Source organism: Paenibacillus nasutitermitis (assembly GCF_014641075.1).
Classification (GTDB): domain Bacteria; phylum Bacillota; class Bacilli; order Paenibacillales; family Paenibacillaceae; genus Paenibacillus_Z; species Paenibacillus_Z nasutitermitis.
Window position 1 is genome coordinate 1,713,474 of sequence record NZ_BMHP01000002.1, and the last position, 15,156, is coordinate 1,728,629.

At 50.7% G+C, this 15,156-nt stretch carries 16 protein-coding genes, 1 pseudogene and 1 other annotated feature; of the genes and pseudogenes, 7 read left to right on the forward strand and 10 right to left on the reverse strand.

The window, feature by feature from the left end:
- Positions 1-4 precede the first annotated feature (4 nt).
- From IEY46_RS18020 to IEY46_RS18035, 4 genes are all read right to left on the reverse strand, one after another.
- Entirely contained in the window at positions 5-757 is a 753-nt protein-coding gene (locus IEY46_RS18020; protein WP_188993315.1) for a Cof-type HAD-IIB family hydrolase, read from the reverse strand.
- A 288-nt stretch (positions 758-1,045) separates the two neighbouring features.
- Complete coding sequence (locus IEY46_RS18025) at positions 1,046-3,088, reverse strand: peptidoglycan D,D-transpeptidase FtsI family protein (RefSeq protein ID WP_188993316.1); 2,043 nt, start codon at positions 3,086-3,088, stop codon at positions 1,046-1,048.
- 25 nt (positions 3,089-3,113) lie between these two features.
- The gene (locus tag IEY46_RS18030; protein WP_188993317.1) at positions 3,114-4,274 is read right to left on the reverse strand and encodes a transglutaminase domain-containing protein; all 1,161 of its coding nucleotides are present in this window, start codon (positions 4,272-4,274) and stop codon (positions 3,114-3,116) included.
- 177 nt (positions 4,275-4,451) lie between these two features.
- A complete protein-coding gene (locus tag IEY46_RS18035) occupies positions 4,452-4,895 on the reverse strand; it encodes a hypothetical protein (RefSeq protein WP_188993318.1) in 444 nt (147 codons plus the stop codon).
- Positions 4,896-5,152: 257 nt separating this feature from the next.
- On the opposite strand from IEY46_RS18035, the gene IEY46_RS18040 reads away from it, so the two are divergent.
- From IEY46_RS18040 to IEY46_RS18045, 3 genes are all read left to right on the forward strand, one after another.
- On the forward strand, positions 5,153-6,334 hold the full coding sequence (locus IEY46_RS18040; RefSeq protein ID WP_188993319.1) for an MFS transporter: 1,182 nt from the start codon (positions 5,153-5,155) through the stop codon (positions 6,332-6,334).
- Positions 6,335-6,451: 117 nt separating this feature from the next.
- Positions 6,452-6,571, forward strand: coding sequence for a YjcZ family sporulation protein (locus IEY46_RS36415; RefSeq protein WP_229750348.1), 120 nt, complete (start codon positions 6,452-6,454; stop codon positions 6,569-6,571).
- 113 nt (positions 6,572-6,684) lie between these two features.
- Entirely contained in the window at positions 6,685-7,053 is a 369-nt protein-coding gene (locus tag IEY46_RS18045; protein ID WP_188993320.1) for a toprim domain-containing protein, read from the forward strand.
- Positions 7,054-7,057: 4 nt separating this feature from the next.
- Here the strand turns inward: IEY46_RS18045 and IEY46_RS18050 are convergent, their stop codons facing one another.
- From IEY46_RS18050 to cyoE, 3 genes are read right to left on the reverse strand one after another with little or no spacing between them, the layout of a single operon-like run.
- Positions 7,058-7,984, reverse strand: coding sequence for an AEC family transporter (locus tag IEY46_RS18050; RefSeq protein ID WP_188993321.1), 927 nt, complete (start codon positions 7,982-7,984; stop codon positions 7,058-7,060).
- Positions 7,985-7,989: 5 nt separating this feature from the next.
- Positions 7,990-8,604: an SCO family protein gene (locus IEY46_RS18055; protein WP_188993322.1), complete on the reverse strand. Its 615-nt coding sequence runs from the start codon at positions 8,602-8,604 to the stop codon at positions 7,990-7,992.
- Positions 8,605-8,643: 39 nt separating this feature from the next.
- Positions 8,644-9,507: a heme o synthase gene (gene cyoE / locus IEY46_RS18060; RefSeq protein ID WP_188993323.1), complete on the reverse strand. Its 864-nt coding sequence runs from the start codon at positions 9,505-9,507 to the stop codon at positions 8,644-8,646.
- 347 nt (positions 9,508-9,854) lie between these two features.
- On the opposite strand from cyoE, the pseudogene IEY46_RS18065 reads away from it, so the two are divergent.
- A pseudogene (locus tag IEY46_RS18065) lies at positions 9,855-10,229 on the forward strand (cell wall hydrolase).
- A 70-nt stretch (positions 10,230-10,299) separates the two neighbouring features.
- On the forward strand, positions 10,300-10,890 hold the full coding sequence (gene gerQ / locus IEY46_RS18070; protein WP_229750349.1) for a spore coat protein GerQ: 591 nt from the start codon (positions 10,300-10,302) through the stop codon (positions 10,888-10,890).
- Here the strand turns inward: gerQ and IEY46_RS18075 are convergent.
- Positions 10,880-11,164, reverse strand: coding sequence for a hypothetical protein (locus IEY46_RS18075; RefSeq protein WP_188993324.1), 285 nt, complete (start codon positions 11,162-11,164; stop codon positions 10,880-10,882). The genes gerQ and IEY46_RS18075 overlap by 11 nt on opposite strands.
- Positions 11,165-11,702: 538 nt before the next feature.
- On the opposite strand from IEY46_RS18075, the gene IEY46_RS18080 reads away from it, so the two are divergent.
- Entirely contained in the window at positions 11,703-12,689 is a 987-nt protein-coding gene (locus IEY46_RS18080; protein WP_188993325.1) for a metal-dependent hydrolase, read from the forward strand.
- A 143-nt stretch (positions 12,690-12,832) separates the two neighbouring features.
- On the opposite strand, the gene IEY46_RS18085 is transcribed toward IEY46_RS18080, so the two are convergent.
- A complete protein-coding gene (locus IEY46_RS18085) occupies positions 12,833-13,063 on the reverse strand; it encodes an alpha/beta-type small acid-soluble spore protein (protein ID WP_188993326.1) in 231 nt (76 codons plus the stop codon).
- A 115-nt stretch (positions 13,064-13,178) separates the two neighbouring features.
- On the opposite strand from IEY46_RS18085, the gene IEY46_RS18090 reads away from it, so the two are divergent.
- Positions 13,179-13,355, forward strand: coding sequence for a DUF5325 family protein (locus IEY46_RS18090; protein WP_188993327.1), 177 nt, complete (start codon positions 13,179-13,181; stop codon positions 13,353-13,355).
- Between the two features lie 55 nt (positions 13,356-13,410).
- Here the strand turns inward: IEY46_RS18090 and trpS are convergent, their stop codons facing one another.
- Positions 13,411-14,397 (reverse strand): tryptophan--tRNA ligase, encoded by a 987-nt coding sequence (trpS, locus tag IEY46_RS18095; protein WP_188993328.1) that lies wholly within the window; start codon positions 14,395-14,397, stop codon positions 13,411-13,413.
- Positions 14,398-14,545: 148 nt separating this feature from the next.
- Positions 14,546-14,792 (reverse strand) — a binding site (T-box leader).
- Between the last annotated feature and the right edge of the window lie 364 nt (positions 14,793-15,156).

Sequence of the window (15,156 nt, forward strand, 5' to 3'; positions counted from 1 at the left end):
TTCTTCACCCCTTCAGTACAAAATCCCGGATCAGATGCGCTACAGCATGCTCGTTGTTCGTTACCGTTACTGCGTCCGCCGCTTCCTTAACAACCTCCTGAGCATTCCCCATCGCAACGCCAAGGCCGGCTTCGCGGATCATGGCAATATCGTTCAGGCTGTCGCCCATAGCAGCCACCTGCGACATTTCGATGCCGAGTACACTGCACAGCTCTCGGAGCGCACTGGCCTTGGTTACACCCTCGGGATTCAGCTCCCAGTTGGTCGTTGATGAATTGGTGATTTCCATGCCGCCCCAGGTGGAGAATTCCTTATAAATCCGGGCAAGCATTTGGGCATCCTCGCTAAAATAACCGAATTTCAGCCAGTGCTTGCTGTCATAATTGTCGGCCGGCTCTATCCACTGCTCTTTATTGAATATGCCTTCTACCGCATAAGCCCAGAACCAGCTTTCCTTGTGTTGAAGCGCCAATTCATGGAGCCTGCGAATTGTTGCGGCCGGCATTAGCGTGCGCTTATGCAGCACATGGGGTCTGCGCCAGATTTCGCCGCCGTTGACTGTAATCATCGGCGTGTCGAGCTTAAGCTGCTCCGCGTAAGGCAAAGCGCTCTGGAAGCCTCGTCCGGTTGCAAAACAAACCGTAATTCCGGCATCCAATGCTTTATGAATCCATTGTTGATTCTCGCTGCTTATTTCCTGCATTTCGTTCAGCAGCGTCCCATCCATATCCAGCGCAATCAGCTTGATCTTCTCCATCCGTACCTCCCAAATCTTCTGCACCAACAGCTTTCATTTGGGCGCAAGCAGAGAAAACGAAAACAGCTCGCGCCGTTCTGTCTGCAAACAGGCAGTTTCTTCCCGCAGACTTGTTCAAAACAAGTCTGTCTTACGGCTGCTTCAAGTTTAGCACATTCCGGCCAACTTCCAAACCGGACAGCATCAAACGCCCCAACGAACCAAAACTCCCACAGCCTCTTTTACTATTATATAAGGTTCTGTTCAACCGTTCGCTACCCGATCTTGTACAGTTAATGTTGGATCTTGTTAATTTCCCGCTTCGTTTCCTGTGTTTGCGGTATTGGCCTGGTCCTCCTGCTTTTTGGTCGGAACACCGTGCAGACCAATGACTTCATCATAAGCATCGAAGATTTTACGGGCAATCGGCGCCGCACCGGCCGACCCGAATCCGCCCTCCGGCACAACAACAGCAACGGCCAGAACGGGATCCTCGGCAGGAGCATACGCGATAAATACTGCATTATCAACGAACTTCCCCCCTGCTACCTGCTGCTCGGAGGTCCCTGTTTTTCTCAACACCTTATAAGGGGCATCTTTAAAGGCATTGACACTGACATTTGCCATTCCCCGCTCGATTTCATTCCAATAGGCTTTGGGAAATTCAATCGTATTGAGCACTTTCGGTTCAAAGCCTTGCACGATATTGCCCTCACTGTCGACGATCTTGTTGACGAACTGCGGCTTCATCCGCTTACCGTGGCTGGCAAGCGTAGCCGCATATTGGGCTAACTGCAATGTTGTGTAGCGCCCCATCTGACCGAAGGAAGCTAAAATAAGGGCCGACTGCGAGCTGGCCACTTCAAGCTCATGATAGTAGCCGATAACGCCGGTATTTTCATTCAGCAAGCCGCTTTCCGTCGAAACGCCAAGCCCGAACTTTTTCACATAGCGGTCCCAAAGATCCACACCTTTTTTGCCGTCTCTTTCATACAGCGCGTTCCCTATCATCTTGGCCATGAATGGATTGGAAGATTTCTGGATCGCTTTGGCAGGATCCAGAGAACCGTAGGCATGACCTTGGGCATTTCCGATTTTCCGGCGGTATTTGCCTTCCTGCCCATAATAGAACGCTCCATTATCCTGATAAACAGAACTTGTCGTAAAGAGCTTCTCATTCAACCCTATCAGGACAGATAACGGCTTTTGCACAGATCCCAGATATACGATAGAGGAAGGATGCTTGTTCTGCTCCTTCTTATCCTTATACGGGCCGATAACCGGACTGATCGTACCATTCTGAAGCACGGTGCTGATCTTGTCGTAATCCTCCGTACTGATCCGCCCGCCTTCCCAAATATTAGGATCGTAATCGGGCATGCTGGCCATCGAGATCACTTTGCCCGTCTTGACCTCCATCGCGACCGCATAGCCGGTCTTGGCCTGTTCTTGACGCTCAGAGGTGTATGTGGTCTGAAGATAATGCAGTTGATCGGTGATCGCCTTCTCCGTCTTCTCCTGGATCTCGCGGTTAATCGTCAAATACAAATTATCGCCTTTCTCCGGCTTGGTGATGGCAGGAGGTCCGATAATCCTTCTGGCGGCATTGACCGGGTACAGCTTCAGCCCGTTCTTGCCGCGCAGCACATCCTGGTACATATACTCCAGACCATCGAAGCCGACATCCTCCGCAGGCAGATACTGCAGCAGCGGGTCTGTGATATTTCCTTTGTTTTTGTATAGATTATTTTCCGCTCCGCCGCTGTATTTCTTCAAATAACCGACAAGCTGCACGGCAAAGGTGGTTTTATCGTAATGGCGGATGCTTTCTTCCAGAATCTCGATTCCGGGATATTTGTCCGTGTTCTCAAGAAAGACGGCGATTTCCTTATTGGTGAGTCCCGCCTTGATCCGCCTTGGCACTTCATAGGTATTTTTCTTATGATCCAGGTCCATGTTCGCAATGATCTGATCCAACGTCATGGAGACAGCCGGGTCGCCATAATCCTTGAATGCCTTGAACATTGCCGCGGCGGCTTCAATTGCCTTTTCCTTCACCTTCTCCTCATTCCCGGGCTCGATCTTGTAGTAGAGCGACTGCGTCGAAGTGGAATAAGCGATGCGGTTACCGCTTGAATCGTATATATTGCCCCGAATAGGCGGAATGAGCACTTTGGTTGTCGCCCTGCTGACCTCTTCCTCTTTCAGCGAAGGCCCTTCAACGAACTGCAATATCGCCAAACGGACAATAAGGACACTAAACAGAAAGAAAGTCGCGAAAAAGAATAAGTTCAACCGGAAAGCAAAATGCCTCCGGTTTGATATCGCCCGCTTCTGCGGATCCTCCTGCATGCTGCAATACCTCCTCTCATAATCCCTATGTTTCGCGAATATGGGTACGGGAGAACCCATCCGGGTTAAACCAGTCGCCTGACGACGCCCAGGTCGCGTCAAGCGGAATCCATATACCGCCCTGGTCGGCCAGCCTGACCTCATTCCAGGCATGCGGACCGTAACCTGAGCCGGTTGCCCCCTGTCCGGTAACTACACGAACCTCAAGACCGGCTGAACGGCCCATGACCGCATACAGTCGAGCGACGTCGATACATACCCCCAGGCGGGTATTGAAGGTGTCGACCGGCGTCTGCTCTTTCCATATGCCATGCTGCTCATAATTGTCAGCCTTGTCCCAATCGTATGCGATGCGCGAGCCTACCCAATCATACAGGGCGCGGGCTTTATCCTTATCGGTCTTGGCTTTGGACGTGACGGCTGCCGCTGCCTGGCCGATATCCTCCGGCACGTTTGCGTCGATCACTTCGTATTTGCGCTGAAGCACGCGGCGGAACTCTACGCCCACCGCTTCCGTGAAGACCGGACCGCGACGAAGCACATCTCCGGCGACCGGATCCAGCAGCTCGTCAGCCGTTTTATTATAGAAAGCCGACGCGCGGATGGATTCCGTAAGCGGGCCGCCCGGAATGACGGTGACATAAACAAACAGGAAAGCAATGATAACAAAGGCCCGGCCAGCTCCCAGCAAAGTCCCGATTGCGGCCCCCGTCGTGCGGCTGGCCGTTTTGGAGAGCAGCTTCTCGCTGCCCTCTCCGCGGTCTTCGCGGGAATTCGCGAGCGTCTGAAACAACAGTCCGCACAGCGGCTCCAGCCAGCCCAGCAGCATCCGCAGCAGGAGATAAGAAATCAGGAACAGAACGCCCAGGCGCAGCAGCTCAAAGTCCCGCAGGCTGGTCACCAGCGTATACCAAAGCTGCTTCCAGGCGCCGAGCTGCTCCTGCGGCACCTCAATGCCGCTTTGAATAAGACGGTTCTTCAGCAGAGGGGAAAGCCATTTGGCTACCCTTCCGGCAAGCAGCAAGGATAGAATGACGGCAGCTGCCTGCCATATAAAAAAGAAAAGGCGCCTCGCAGAACCGGACGCACCTCTCTTCATTCCCTGAATCAGCGATCCGAGTAAAACGAGTAGAACCATGAGCGCCACTGGCTCCGGCTTCAGCAAAGCGTGAACCCATGTGTTCATACATTTCCCCCTAAGGCGTTTTCCCGAAGGGAAAACGCCACTTCGTAAGCATAATCCAGGCGTTTTCGAAAAAACGCCACTTCGTAAGCCTAAACCTTGCGTTTCCCGAAGGGAAACGCCACTTCGTAAGCATAATCCTTGGCGTTTTCGCGAGAAATCGCCGTGATAACGTAGGTTCTATACGTTTTTCTTTGCTGTCTCAATCAAGGCCCGGATAGTTTCATCGATCTTCCAGGTGCCAAGCGGCGCGCCTCGGAACGAAACCTTCACTTCGTTGTCCCCCGGCTTGCCTTGCATTTCCAGGTTTTTGGTGGTAATGGTGAAGGTGCCGTCGCTGTTGGACGTATAGGTAGCATCCTTGGCTTCTCCAGCCATCGCTGTAATAGCTTCCTGTTTCACGCTTTCGGTTACCTTCGTGCTGAGCGAAGCCAGATCATCCATGGTATAACCGCTGTATAGGACCAATCCCACCACAATAACGGCTACAATCAACCATTTGACAACCGTCTTCACAATCCGAATGACGATAAATAAGACCACCAGCGCAATCAGCAGAATAACCCAGTTGTCCTTCAAGAATTGGATCCAAGTATCTGTGTCGTAGTTAAAATCAAATCCCATACGCCGATTCCCCCATTATATACCTTGAAAAGTCTGAACACAAAACATTATACCTTATGCGAATATAAGCGTAAACCAGCGTATTCCTTATGAATTTTTGTAGCGGGGTCGTATTTCCATCCCCTTCATAAGACGAATAAATCCGGAAAAAGTTTCAGAGCAACGCCCACCTCCATCCGCCCTGACATAACCGGGCTTGCCCAAGCGTACAAGTAGTAACATGTGGTTATGAAAAGCGCGATTGAGGAGGTAACATTGTGAGAACCGCAATCTGGCTGTATCTGTTTTTATTTGTCGCTTTTTTTGATCTTCACGCCCAATATCCCATCCTGACTCCTTTTGCCGTATCCATCGGTGCGGCGCCTTCCTTTATCGGGCTGATGATGGGCATGTATTCACTCACCCATCTGCCAGGGAATGTGATCGCAGGTTATGGCGTTGACCGTTATGGAAGCCGGTTGTTCATCGTATTCAGCCTGGCCGCGGCGGGAGGCATTCTGCTGCTCCAATCGAAGGTCACTGATCCCTGGCAGCTGCTTGTCCTGCGATCCGTAAGCGGCTTTGTGCTTGCTTTCCTGTCCCCTGCCTGCATGTCGCTGCTTGCCAGAATTGCAACGGACCGCGTCAAGCAGGGCAAGCTGATGGCCGGCAACGGGCTGATCCACACACTGGCATCCGTTGTTTCTCCTGCGGCTGGCGCATTTATGGTTGCCCAGATTGGTTTTACAACCGCCTTCTATGTGCTTGGCTGGATCCTGATCGGCACCGCTGCCTGTGCCATGCTGTTCATACGGGAATTGCCGACGAACTGGAAGCAGAACAAGGATCTCGTGTCTGCCTCCCCCTCCAAGCATGTGCCGATAAAGAATGATGAACCCGCCACGCCGACGGTTCCCTGGCTTATCTACATCCTGCCCGTTGCAATGGCTTGTGCTCAAGGTATCCTTTCTTTTGAGCTGCCCCTCATGTCTACTACCAAAGAAGGCATGATGACAACAGGGCTGCTTTTCTCCGTTGTGAGCCTTGGGGCATTGATTACGCTCAGTATGCTTTTCCTGAACCGTTACTCGCCTTTTATCCGTTCTTTATGGGGCGCATTTGCATTGGCCCTGGTTTATTTCTCCATCGCCGCCGGAGCGCCCCTTCCTTTTTATATCCTGTTATTGATGTTGGGTATGGCCAAAGGCATTATTTTCCCGGCCATCCCGTCCCTGCTAATCGAGCTTAGCGGAGGCTTGAAATACGGACGCACCTTCTCTATCCTCTCGATCGCCTTCTCGATCGGCGCATTTATCGGCCCCATGCTTGCCGGACAACTGCGCAATTATGTGTCCCCTTACTATATTGCTTTTATCATCCTGATGCTCGCCGTGTCCGTGCTCCCCTTCTACACCATACGGTCAGGAAGAAACTCAGCCCATTTTTCAAGAACTGGGTAAAGGCACAGGGCCACAGGCCTCTATAGGCATAGGATACATCGTGGCAGATGGCTTACGCTTCCTACCCACAAGCAAGCCAATCTCCCTGGAGATAATGCGAAAGAGGGTGACTTCTCAATGTCTGAAAGTGTTGAACGCGGTGGATACGGCAATGTCGGTGGTGCCTTTACCTCAACTGGCGCGATTCTTGTATTGTTTATCCTGCTCGTTATTATCGTATGTGGATGCTGGTACTAATCCTGTATACCTTCTCCTCAAACAAAAGGAAGGTGTTGCCTGCGGGCAATGCCTTCCTTTTTTTTATTTCCTCAAGTCAATCGGTTACAATGGCGTAAGAGGTGAAGCATGATATGGACATCGCTATTATCGTGGAAGGAAAGAACGACCGCAGCCGGATCCGGCGCGTATTGAGCCCGGAGGTGTTCATCTATTGCACCTACGGCACGCCCGGGACTGACCAATTGGAGAAGCTGCGCCGCCAGGTAGGGGACAAGCAGGTTTATATCTTCACGGATAATGATTCGTCCGGCAAACGAATTCGCGGCATGCTGCGGGATACCTTTCCTGATGGGGAGCATATTCACACCCGCAAAGGGTATCCCGGTGTAGAGAAAACCCCGCAAGAATACTTAATTGAACAATTCGAAAAAGCGGGACTCGAATCGTACATTATATACCCCGCCCCAGATCCCGCTCCCTGGCGCAAAGAAGATCAATGATTGCTCAAATGCGCAGTGCAAATATAACGAATGTAACCGTGATGATGCTCAGCACCGTGGACACAAATACCACCTGTGAAGCGAACTCCGGCTCATTGTCAAATTCAACGGCCAGCAGCACGCTGGACAGCGAGGTCGGAACGGCGGAGGAGACGATCAGCGCTTTAGCCATAATGCCTTCAATTCCGAGCATCCATACGACCAGCAGGGCGAGAAGCGGCCCGATAATCAATCTCGTTCCACAAGAGATCAACACATCCTTCAGCATCAGACCTTTATAGGACCAGCGCATGCTGCCGATCTGCACCCCAAGCGTAATCAGCGCCGTTCCGGTAAACGCATCGGCCAAATAATCCAGGGGCGTCGCCAGAAATCCCGCCAGGGGAATGTCAAAGCCGCGCATCAGAAAAGCAAGCGGAATCGCATATATAACCGGCTGCCTTGCGATCGTTCTCACAATCATGCGGCCGCTGCTCCTGTGCGCATTAACACTGTAAATCCCCCAAGTGTTGGGGATCAGGGATTGCATCATCATAATGAGAACCTGGACGGAGAGCGTAAAGGGATTGGCTGCAAAAGCCAGCTGATTCAGCGGAATCCCATAATTTGCGCTGTTGTAGAACAACACGCTGTTGCGCATCGCCCCTCTCATGCCCCCTTCAAGCCGCCGGAGCCTTACAACCGCTTCCACTGCGCCGAACAGCAGGATCATAAAAACAAGAAAGAACAGCAGCACATTGCCGATAACCTCAAGCGATATTTCCGTAGTATATAATAATTTGAAAATGATAGCTGGCGAGAACAAATAAAAATTAAGCCTGGAGAGGGTTTTGATATCCAAAGAAAAAGCCCGCTGCAGCGTGACGCCAATGGCAATCATAACCGACAGCGGGAGCACATTGTTCCATAATACAGACCAAAATATTTCCATCTCGTTTATTCCTTCACAAGCGCATTAACGATTTTCACGATCTCGTCCGCCTGCGTCTCCGTAATGGATCCCGCAATGGCCTTGCGCACATTTCCTGTCCGGTCTACAAAGGTGATCGCATCAGAATGAGTGAAATAACCATTCGCATCCTTGACCAAGCCAAGACCAAAACCCTTCATCAGCTGCTTGGTATCTTCTTCGCTATCCTCGCGCAAAAATTTCCAGCCTGCCGCATCCACATTGAATTTGCCTGCGAATTTTCTGATCGCCTCTGTCGTATCCCGCTCCGGATCGAATGTAATCGAGAGGAACTCGACTTCACTGCCGAACACGCCTTTTTTCTTCAACTCGTCCTGAGCTTCAGTCATCAGATAGGTTGTCGGCGGACAGACGTCCGGACAATTGGAATAAAAGAAATATATGACACGCACCTTGCCGTTCGTATTCTCCAGCGATACCTTGCCCCCATCCAGATCCGTGAGCTCAAAGCTTGGCGCTTTGTAGTTCTGATCCAGATTAGGCTTATCCGCTTTTGTGGAAGAAAGGTATAAATAAGTACCCATCACTGCGCATAGCGCCAGAACGGCAATCTTAAAAGCATGTTTCCGAACAAAATTCATCCGTCTTCGTTCCTCCCCATTACATAATTCCCAGGCCTCTTAACCGACGCCGTTGGTGTCCAGTATCATCACCAGAAAGACGATCATCAAATAGTTGATCGATATAAAAAAATTGGTTTTCGCCCATTTGGTGTCGTCTGTTGCAGATAACCCCATCATGGTATGCACCGTCCAGAAGCCCGCCAGGGCGACAGAAATAATCAGAAAGAAGATTCCGGTGTAATCATAGGTGTACATCAGAATGCCCGTTGGAACAAGCAGCAGGGTATAGGGGATCATTTGCAGCTTGGTGCGTTTGATTCCCTTAAGAACCGGCAGCAGCGGATAACCGGCAGCACGGTATTCCTCGACCCGCCTGATCGCAAGCGACCAAAAATGCGCAGGCTGCCACAGGAACAAGAGCGCGAACAGCAGCCAAGCCCCGGCATCCACCTGACCGGTAACGGCGCAATAACCGATTACCGGAGGCATCGCTCCGGAGATCCCGCCAATGGAGGTGCTCCATGTGGAGGTTCTTTTTAGCCACATTGTGTATATAATCACATAAACAAACAAGCCCAGAAGACCGAGCCAGCCAGTTAAGGGATTAACAAGAATGAACAGTACAGCAATCCCGATAATCCCGAGCACGATCCCGTAGATCAGCACATTTGTCGGGTTCAGGCGCTTCATCGGAAGCGCCCGGTTGCAGGTCCGTTCCATCTTCTTGTCAAGCTCCCTGTCCCAATAATTGTTGATGACACATGCTGATGCCATGGTTAGCGCCGAGCCGACGAGCATATAAATCAACAACAGCCAGTCAATATGATCCCATTTAGAAGCAACCCAAAACCCACCGAACGCTGCAAACGCATTGAGGCGTATGATGCCCGGTTTTGTTAAGGCCACGTATTCTTTAAGCACAGCCAGCCTCCCCGTTCCGATCCCATTATGGGCGTACATCGCCCATCATCTGTGTTATAAACCGTCCTAATCATACCGAAAAAACAAGCAGAAGACAATCTTCGCGGCTCTTGTTCATTATATTGACACCGCTTGACAAAACATGAATTCAAATCCCATTGTTTTAACTTGCGCTGCATCCCAAACGTGCACGTAACGGCATTTCAAAAAAATATGGAACCCTTCCGCCCATTTTTCAATACACTGTCATTGTAGGTAAACGCCCAGCTGAGCGAAAGGAAGTGGGATGGTTCAGAGATGGCAGTCTAAAGACAAATTCCGAAGACGTCAGGCTGCTGGCCCGATTAATGCGCGCTGAAGCGGAGGGTGAAGGTGACCTCGGCATGCTGATGGTCGGCAATGTGGGAGTCAATCGTATTTTGGGCAATTGCATCGATTTCCGGAATATCCGCAACATGCAGATGGTGTTCCAAAGTCCCGGCGGCTTTGAGGCCACATAAAAAGGATATTTCCTAGCAAGGGGCCCGCGACGGGCGAAGTCAGGCTTGCAAAACGCGCCATCAATGGCGAACGACAGCATCCGGCAACCAATGCACTGTGGTACTTCCGCCAAGCGAGCGGCCGGCTGTCCGGATACCTGGTTCGATCAACAAAACGTCGGCATCTTCAGAGCACACTGCTTTTTCGCTCCGACGCCGGATGATTGTCCGACTGTTTATTAGCTTTGTTTTGGCGCGAGGAAAATTTAGAGTCCCTGCTTGGATGAAACCATGAGAGTGAGGTCAATAAAACATGTCAAACGGATTCGGTTACGGGTACGGTTACAGAGATGGAAATACTGCAGGCGCCGGAGTCTACCCCGGTTATAATTATGGTCAACATTATTCTTACCCGCAGACTGCTCAAACAATGGCTGCAACCAACCAAATGCCAGCACAAATGCCTATGCAAATGCCTATGCAAATGCCAATGGCATCCGGGCAAATGCCTCCCAGTGTGCCCAACGGCTCATTTGTGACACCGGCTGGAGGCAATATTGTTACGGTTCCGGTCACAGAGGAGTCCTACGTAGAGAACATACTTCGAATGAACCGCGGTAAAATGGCGACCCTTTATATGACATACGAGAATAACAGCGAATGGAACGCCAAGATTTTCAAGGGTATTATCGAAGCCGCAGGACGCGATCACATCATTATCAGCGACCCCACCACAGGCATGCGTTATTTGCTGCTTACACTCAACCTGGATTATGTCACCTTTGACGGTCCAATCAATTACTCCTACACCTTCCAGGGTCAGACCATTACGAACACCACTCCTGTGACCACTACAGCAGGCTCGGGAATGACGGGCTCGGGCTCGCCTATGCTTAGCCGTTAATGGGGCGGAAAGTCCAGGCATGAATGCCTGATGCTCCCCGGGGAACCCACTTAACCATCGCATGCCAGGAAGAACGCTCACTGCAGCGTTCTTTTTTTATGGCCATCGCCGCCTCTTCCCCCGGGGCTTCCCAAACCTCCACAAAAAGCAGCGGCTGATCCGTCCCTTCAAACAGCTGAAATCCGCTATTTTCCGCTTGCCGGATCTTCATCCATGCCCGGTATTCATTCGCATGGTCTTCGCTAATTTGATATTCCACGAAACAAATATGCATCTAAATTCGTCCTTTCGTTATAAGAACCCGCGATTCAGAAAATACTTATACGTACAATATAGAAGTATACCACTTTTCACCTTTGGCCCTGTTGACAGTTTTTTGCCCATTTTATAAGGGTACAGATGCATTTACAGGTAACTTGGTGTATGCTACAGGGAAGGCGCAACCTAGCTGGCCGCTTGCTGAAAACGCATGTTTGCCATCATCGGATTTATGTCAACTATGGCCGAATAAAAACAACTGAAAACTTTGCAACAAACCGCTTTCCGCTTTAACCGATAAAGGCCCTGGAAGTCGCCGCAGAAACCTTAAGCTTATGCTTCCGATGTAGTTTTCTGCTCTTACCTGATATGTTGCCTGGAAGTCGCCGCAGAAACCTTAAGCTTACGCTTCCGATGTAGTTTTCTGCTCTTACCTGATGTGTTGCCTGGAAGTCACCGCAGAAACCTTAAGTTTACGCTTCCGATGTAGTTTTCTGCTCTTACCTGATGTGTTACCTGGAAGCCACCGCAGAAACCTTTTAGGAGGAATGTTCATGGATAGTGGGACGCATTTGGTCATGGGGCTCGGACTTGCTGGGCTCGCATCCATCGACCCGGTCGTCGCCTCCGATCATACGATCTATGCCGCCGTTCTCATCGGTACGGTTGTGGGATCGCAAGCTCCGGACTTTGATGGATTCTTAAGACTTAGAAACAATGCCGTCTATATAAAAAATCATCGGGGTCTGTCGCATTCGCTGCCGGCCATCGCTATCTGGACCGTGCTCATCACACTTCTGATTCAAACGTTCTTCGGTTTCAGTATTCCGATGCTCCATCTCGGGGGTTGGGTGCTGCTGGCCGTTGTGCTCCATGTATTCGTCGATTTATTTAATACGTACGGCACACAGGCGATGCGGCCGTTTACAGAAAAATGGATATCCTGGAATATTATTCATATTTTTGACCCCTTTATTTTCACAACGCATGTGATCGCGATTCTGATCTGGGCTCTTCAATTGGCGGATCCTGCTTTTATTTTCCCGTTTCTCTATGGTGTGCTTGTTGTATATTATATTTGGCGGACTGTAGCCCATCGTCTATTGACAAAACGGATGCGGGAATTGGATACCGATTGTCATGAGGGCGATCGTTATATTCTTATCCCGACGGTATCGATACATGAATGGAATGTGGTCAAAAAACGTGAGGATGGCTTGTACCTGATTGGTGATTTCCGCCGCGGGCAGCTTCGCTGGGTAGACCGCGCCAAAGGCACCGAGCATCCTGCAATCGAGGCGTCGCGGAATGATCCGTCGATCTTTGCTTTCCTCTATTTCACCTCGTATGCCTGCGCAGAAGTGAAGGAGCATTCGTGGGGCTATGAGGTTAGATGGTCGGATGTCCGTTACCGTCACCGCAAGCAGTACCCTTTTGTTGGCGTGTTGTTGATGGACCATGAATTCAATACCCTTGGCTCCTATGTAGGCTGGCTTAGTGAGGACCGCTTGCAGAAAAGGCTTAGAATGAACACATATTGACATTGACGGTTGAGGGCCCCTTCTTGCACAATAGAGGGGGCCCTTCGCATGGGGTCCTATGCCTCTAAGCAAAATCAGGCATAGAAAAAGCCCAAGGTTTCCCTTGAGCTTGATGCTTAAATCGAAAACAGCTTGCCTTAGGCTTAGCGGTTTTGCGATTGTCCGCCGGACAGTTGCTGCTCAGCGATTTGTACAAGTTTGCGGGTGATATAACCACCAAGCGAACCTGCATCACGAGTTGCCATGTTGCCATAGTAACCGTCTTGTGGAATTTGGATGCCAAGTTCTTGAGCAACCTCATATTTCATTTGATCCAAGGCTGCGCTTGCTTGAGGTACGACCAATGTATTGCTGCTGCGAGATTGTCCTGCCATGTTGAATTTCTCCTTTCGTCCTCTAACAATGGTGTGTTGCAAGCTTATTATGATACGATAGCAAGAAGAATATGCTTAACTTCAAGAATTTCTTTTTCCAAGGAGATTGCCAATTATGCCCAAATCAATTGCTTTGTTTTTCGCCGTATTTTCTGTGCTTCTTATGAGCGCAACCGCTATTGCCATCAGCTACAATGGATGGATTGCAGCTCTCTTGTTTGTTCTCATGATTTGCAGCATTGGTCTCGGATTCGTTGTCAGCGCCAAAATGAAACGCCGCAAGCAAGGGTAAGCACCCTGCTGCGGCGTTATTTGTCTGTACGTCTTTCCAATAAAGACGGCTTCCTTCAGCGGGGGAGAATAAAACCCATCCGCTCCTTGACATCCCTAACGGTCTGGTTGGCAATTGACGATACCTGATCTGCTCCTTGCTTCAGAATATCGTGGATCGCCCCCGAACTGCGAATCTCGGCATAACGGGTTTGCAGCGGCTCCAGCTTGGCGACGACATGTTCCGCAAGATCCTTCTTGAACGCACCGTAGCCCTGGCCTTCATAGCGTGCTTCAATTTCGCTCAAACTGATATCCGCGCAGTGCGTGTAAATCGTCATGAGGTTGCTCACCTCGGGCTTTTCGGCAGGATTAAACAGGACTTCCCGGCCGGAATCCGTCGTAGCCCGGCTGATTTTTTTGCGGATCACATCCGGCGGATCCAACAGCGCAATAAAACTGGCCGGATTCGGATTACTTTTGCTCATTTTTTTGGATGCGTCGTCTAGCGACATTATGCGGGCCCCAACCTTCGGGATATAAGGCTCCGGAATGGTGAAATATTCACCGAATCGCGCGTTAAAGCGCTGAGCCAAATCGCGTGTCAGCTCCAGATGCTGCTTCTGATCATCGCCAACCGGCACCAGATCTGCATTATAGACCAGAATATCCGCCGCCATCAAAGCCGGATAAACAAACAATCCCGCTCCGACCGACTCCTTGCCGGTCGATTTGTCTTTAAACTGCGTCATTCGCTCCAGCTCGCCGATTGAGGAGAGAGTCGTCATCAACCAGCCCAGCTCGGCATGTGCAGGAACATGGGATTGGGCAAAAACACTCGCTTTGGACGGATCGATCCCGGCCGCTACAAACAACGCGGCAACGGACTCCGTCTGCTCGCGAAGCGCGGCTGGCTCTTGGGGAACTGTAATAGCATGCAAATCCACGACCATAAAGAAACATTCATGGGTCTGCTGGAGCTTCACAAAATTTTGCAGAGCGCCAATGTAATTTCCGAGCGTTAATTGGCCGCTCGGTTGAATACCGGATAGAACACGCGGCATCTTGAAAACCTCCTGTTATCGTCATGAAGCGCCAGGCGCTTTTGATAAATTGTTCCTGTTATTCCTCTAATTCCGGGCGCACTTGTTAAATTGTCCCTCTTATTCCTCTAATTCCGGTTTCTTTGGGAACGCAAAAAAGCCTTCCGCCGAAAGGGACGAAGACCGTGGTGCCACCCTAATTTGTCGTTCCAGACGCTTATAAAAAATAGCGAACGGAACAAACCTCTGGTTCCCTAACGCGGAACAACACGGAGATGCATACCCACGATCGTACGCTCGCTTCCTCATCTCGGCTCCGGGATCCATTCAGCATCAGACACATGCACCGGTTCACACCACCCACCGGCTCTCTGAAGCGTTCATCTGTGCTTACTTATTCCCATCATTGCAGTTACGCTGATTATACTCCTCTGAATATAATTGTCAACCTCCTTTTGTTCCCCCTAAATCCCCCTGAGGGGGACCCCAGAGAGGGCAGCCCCTCTAGACACCCGGCATATAAATTAACGTAGGCGTGACAGAGAATCGGCGTATAGTTACCTCTTCTCGTGGATCGTTTTTCGTCCCTCGCGGGACACACTTCCATGCTTTCTGTTTCCCCCCTAAATCCCCCTGAGGGGGACCCCAGAGAGGGCCGCCCCTCTGGACACCCGGCATAAAGATTAACGTAGGTGGCACAGAGAATCGGTGTTTAGCTGCCTCCCTTCGTGGATCGTTTTTCGTCCCTCGCGGGACACACTTCCATGCTTTCTGATTCCC

What these genes read in the sequence shown, in the direction of transcription:
- IEY46_RS18020 (WP_188993315.1), bottom strand. Translation starts at nt 757, where the DNA reads ATGGAGAAGATCAAGCTGATTGCGCTGGATATGGATGGGACGCTGCTG.
- IEY46_RS18025 (WP_188993316.1), bottom strand. Translation starts at nt 3,088, where the DNA reads ATGCAGGAGGATCCGCAGAAGCGGGCGATATCAAACCGGAGGCATTTT.
- IEY46_RS18030 (WP_188993317.1), bottom strand. Translation starts at nt 4,274, where the DNA reads ATGAACACATGGGTTCACGCTTTGCTGAAGCCGGAGCCAGTGGCGCTC.
- IEY46_RS18035 (WP_188993318.1), bottom strand. Translation starts at nt 4,895, where the DNA reads ATGGGATTTGATTTTAACTACGACACAGATACTTGGATCCAATTCTTG.
- IEY46_RS36415 (WP_229750348.1), top strand. Translation starts at nt 6,452, where the DNA reads ATGTCTGAAAGTGTTGAACGCGGTGGATACGGCAATGTCGGTGGTGCC.
- IEY46_RS18045 (WP_188993320.1), top strand. Translation starts at nt 6,685, where the DNA reads ATGGACATCGCTATTATCGTGGAAGGAAAGAACGACCGCAGCCGGATC.
- IEY46_RS18050 (WP_188993321.1), bottom strand. Translation starts at nt 7,984, where the DNA reads ATGGAAATATTTTGGTCTGTATTATGGAACAATGTGCTCCCGCTGTCG.
- IEY46_RS18055 (WP_188993322.1), bottom strand. Translation starts at nt 8,604, where the DNA reads ATGAATTTTGTTCGGAAACATGCTTTTAAGATTGCCGTTCTGGCGCTA.
- gerQ (WP_229750349.1), top strand. Translation starts at nt 10,300, where the DNA reads ATGTCAAACGGATTCGGTTACGGGTACGGTTACAGAGATGGAAATACT.
- IEY46_RS18075 (WP_188993324.1), bottom strand. Translation starts at nt 11,164, where the DNA reads ATGCATATTTGTTTCGTGGAATATCAAATTAGCGAAGACCATGCGAAT.
- IEY46_RS18080 (WP_188993325.1), top strand. Translation starts at nt 11,703, where the DNA reads ATGGATAGTGGGACGCATTTGGTCATGGGGCTCGGACTTGCTGGGCTC.
- IEY46_RS18085 (WP_188993326.1), bottom strand. Translation starts at nt 13,063, where the DNA reads ATGGCAGGACAATCTCGCAGCAGCAATACATTGGTCGTACCTCAAGCA.
- IEY46_RS18090 (WP_188993327.1), top strand. Translation starts at nt 13,179, where the DNA reads ATGCCCAAATCAATTGCTTTGTTTTTCGCCGTATTTTCTGTGCTTCTT.
- trpS (WP_188993328.1), bottom strand. Translation starts at nt 14,397, where the DNA reads ATGCCGCGTGTTCTATCCGGTATTCAACCGAGCGGCCAATTAACGCTC.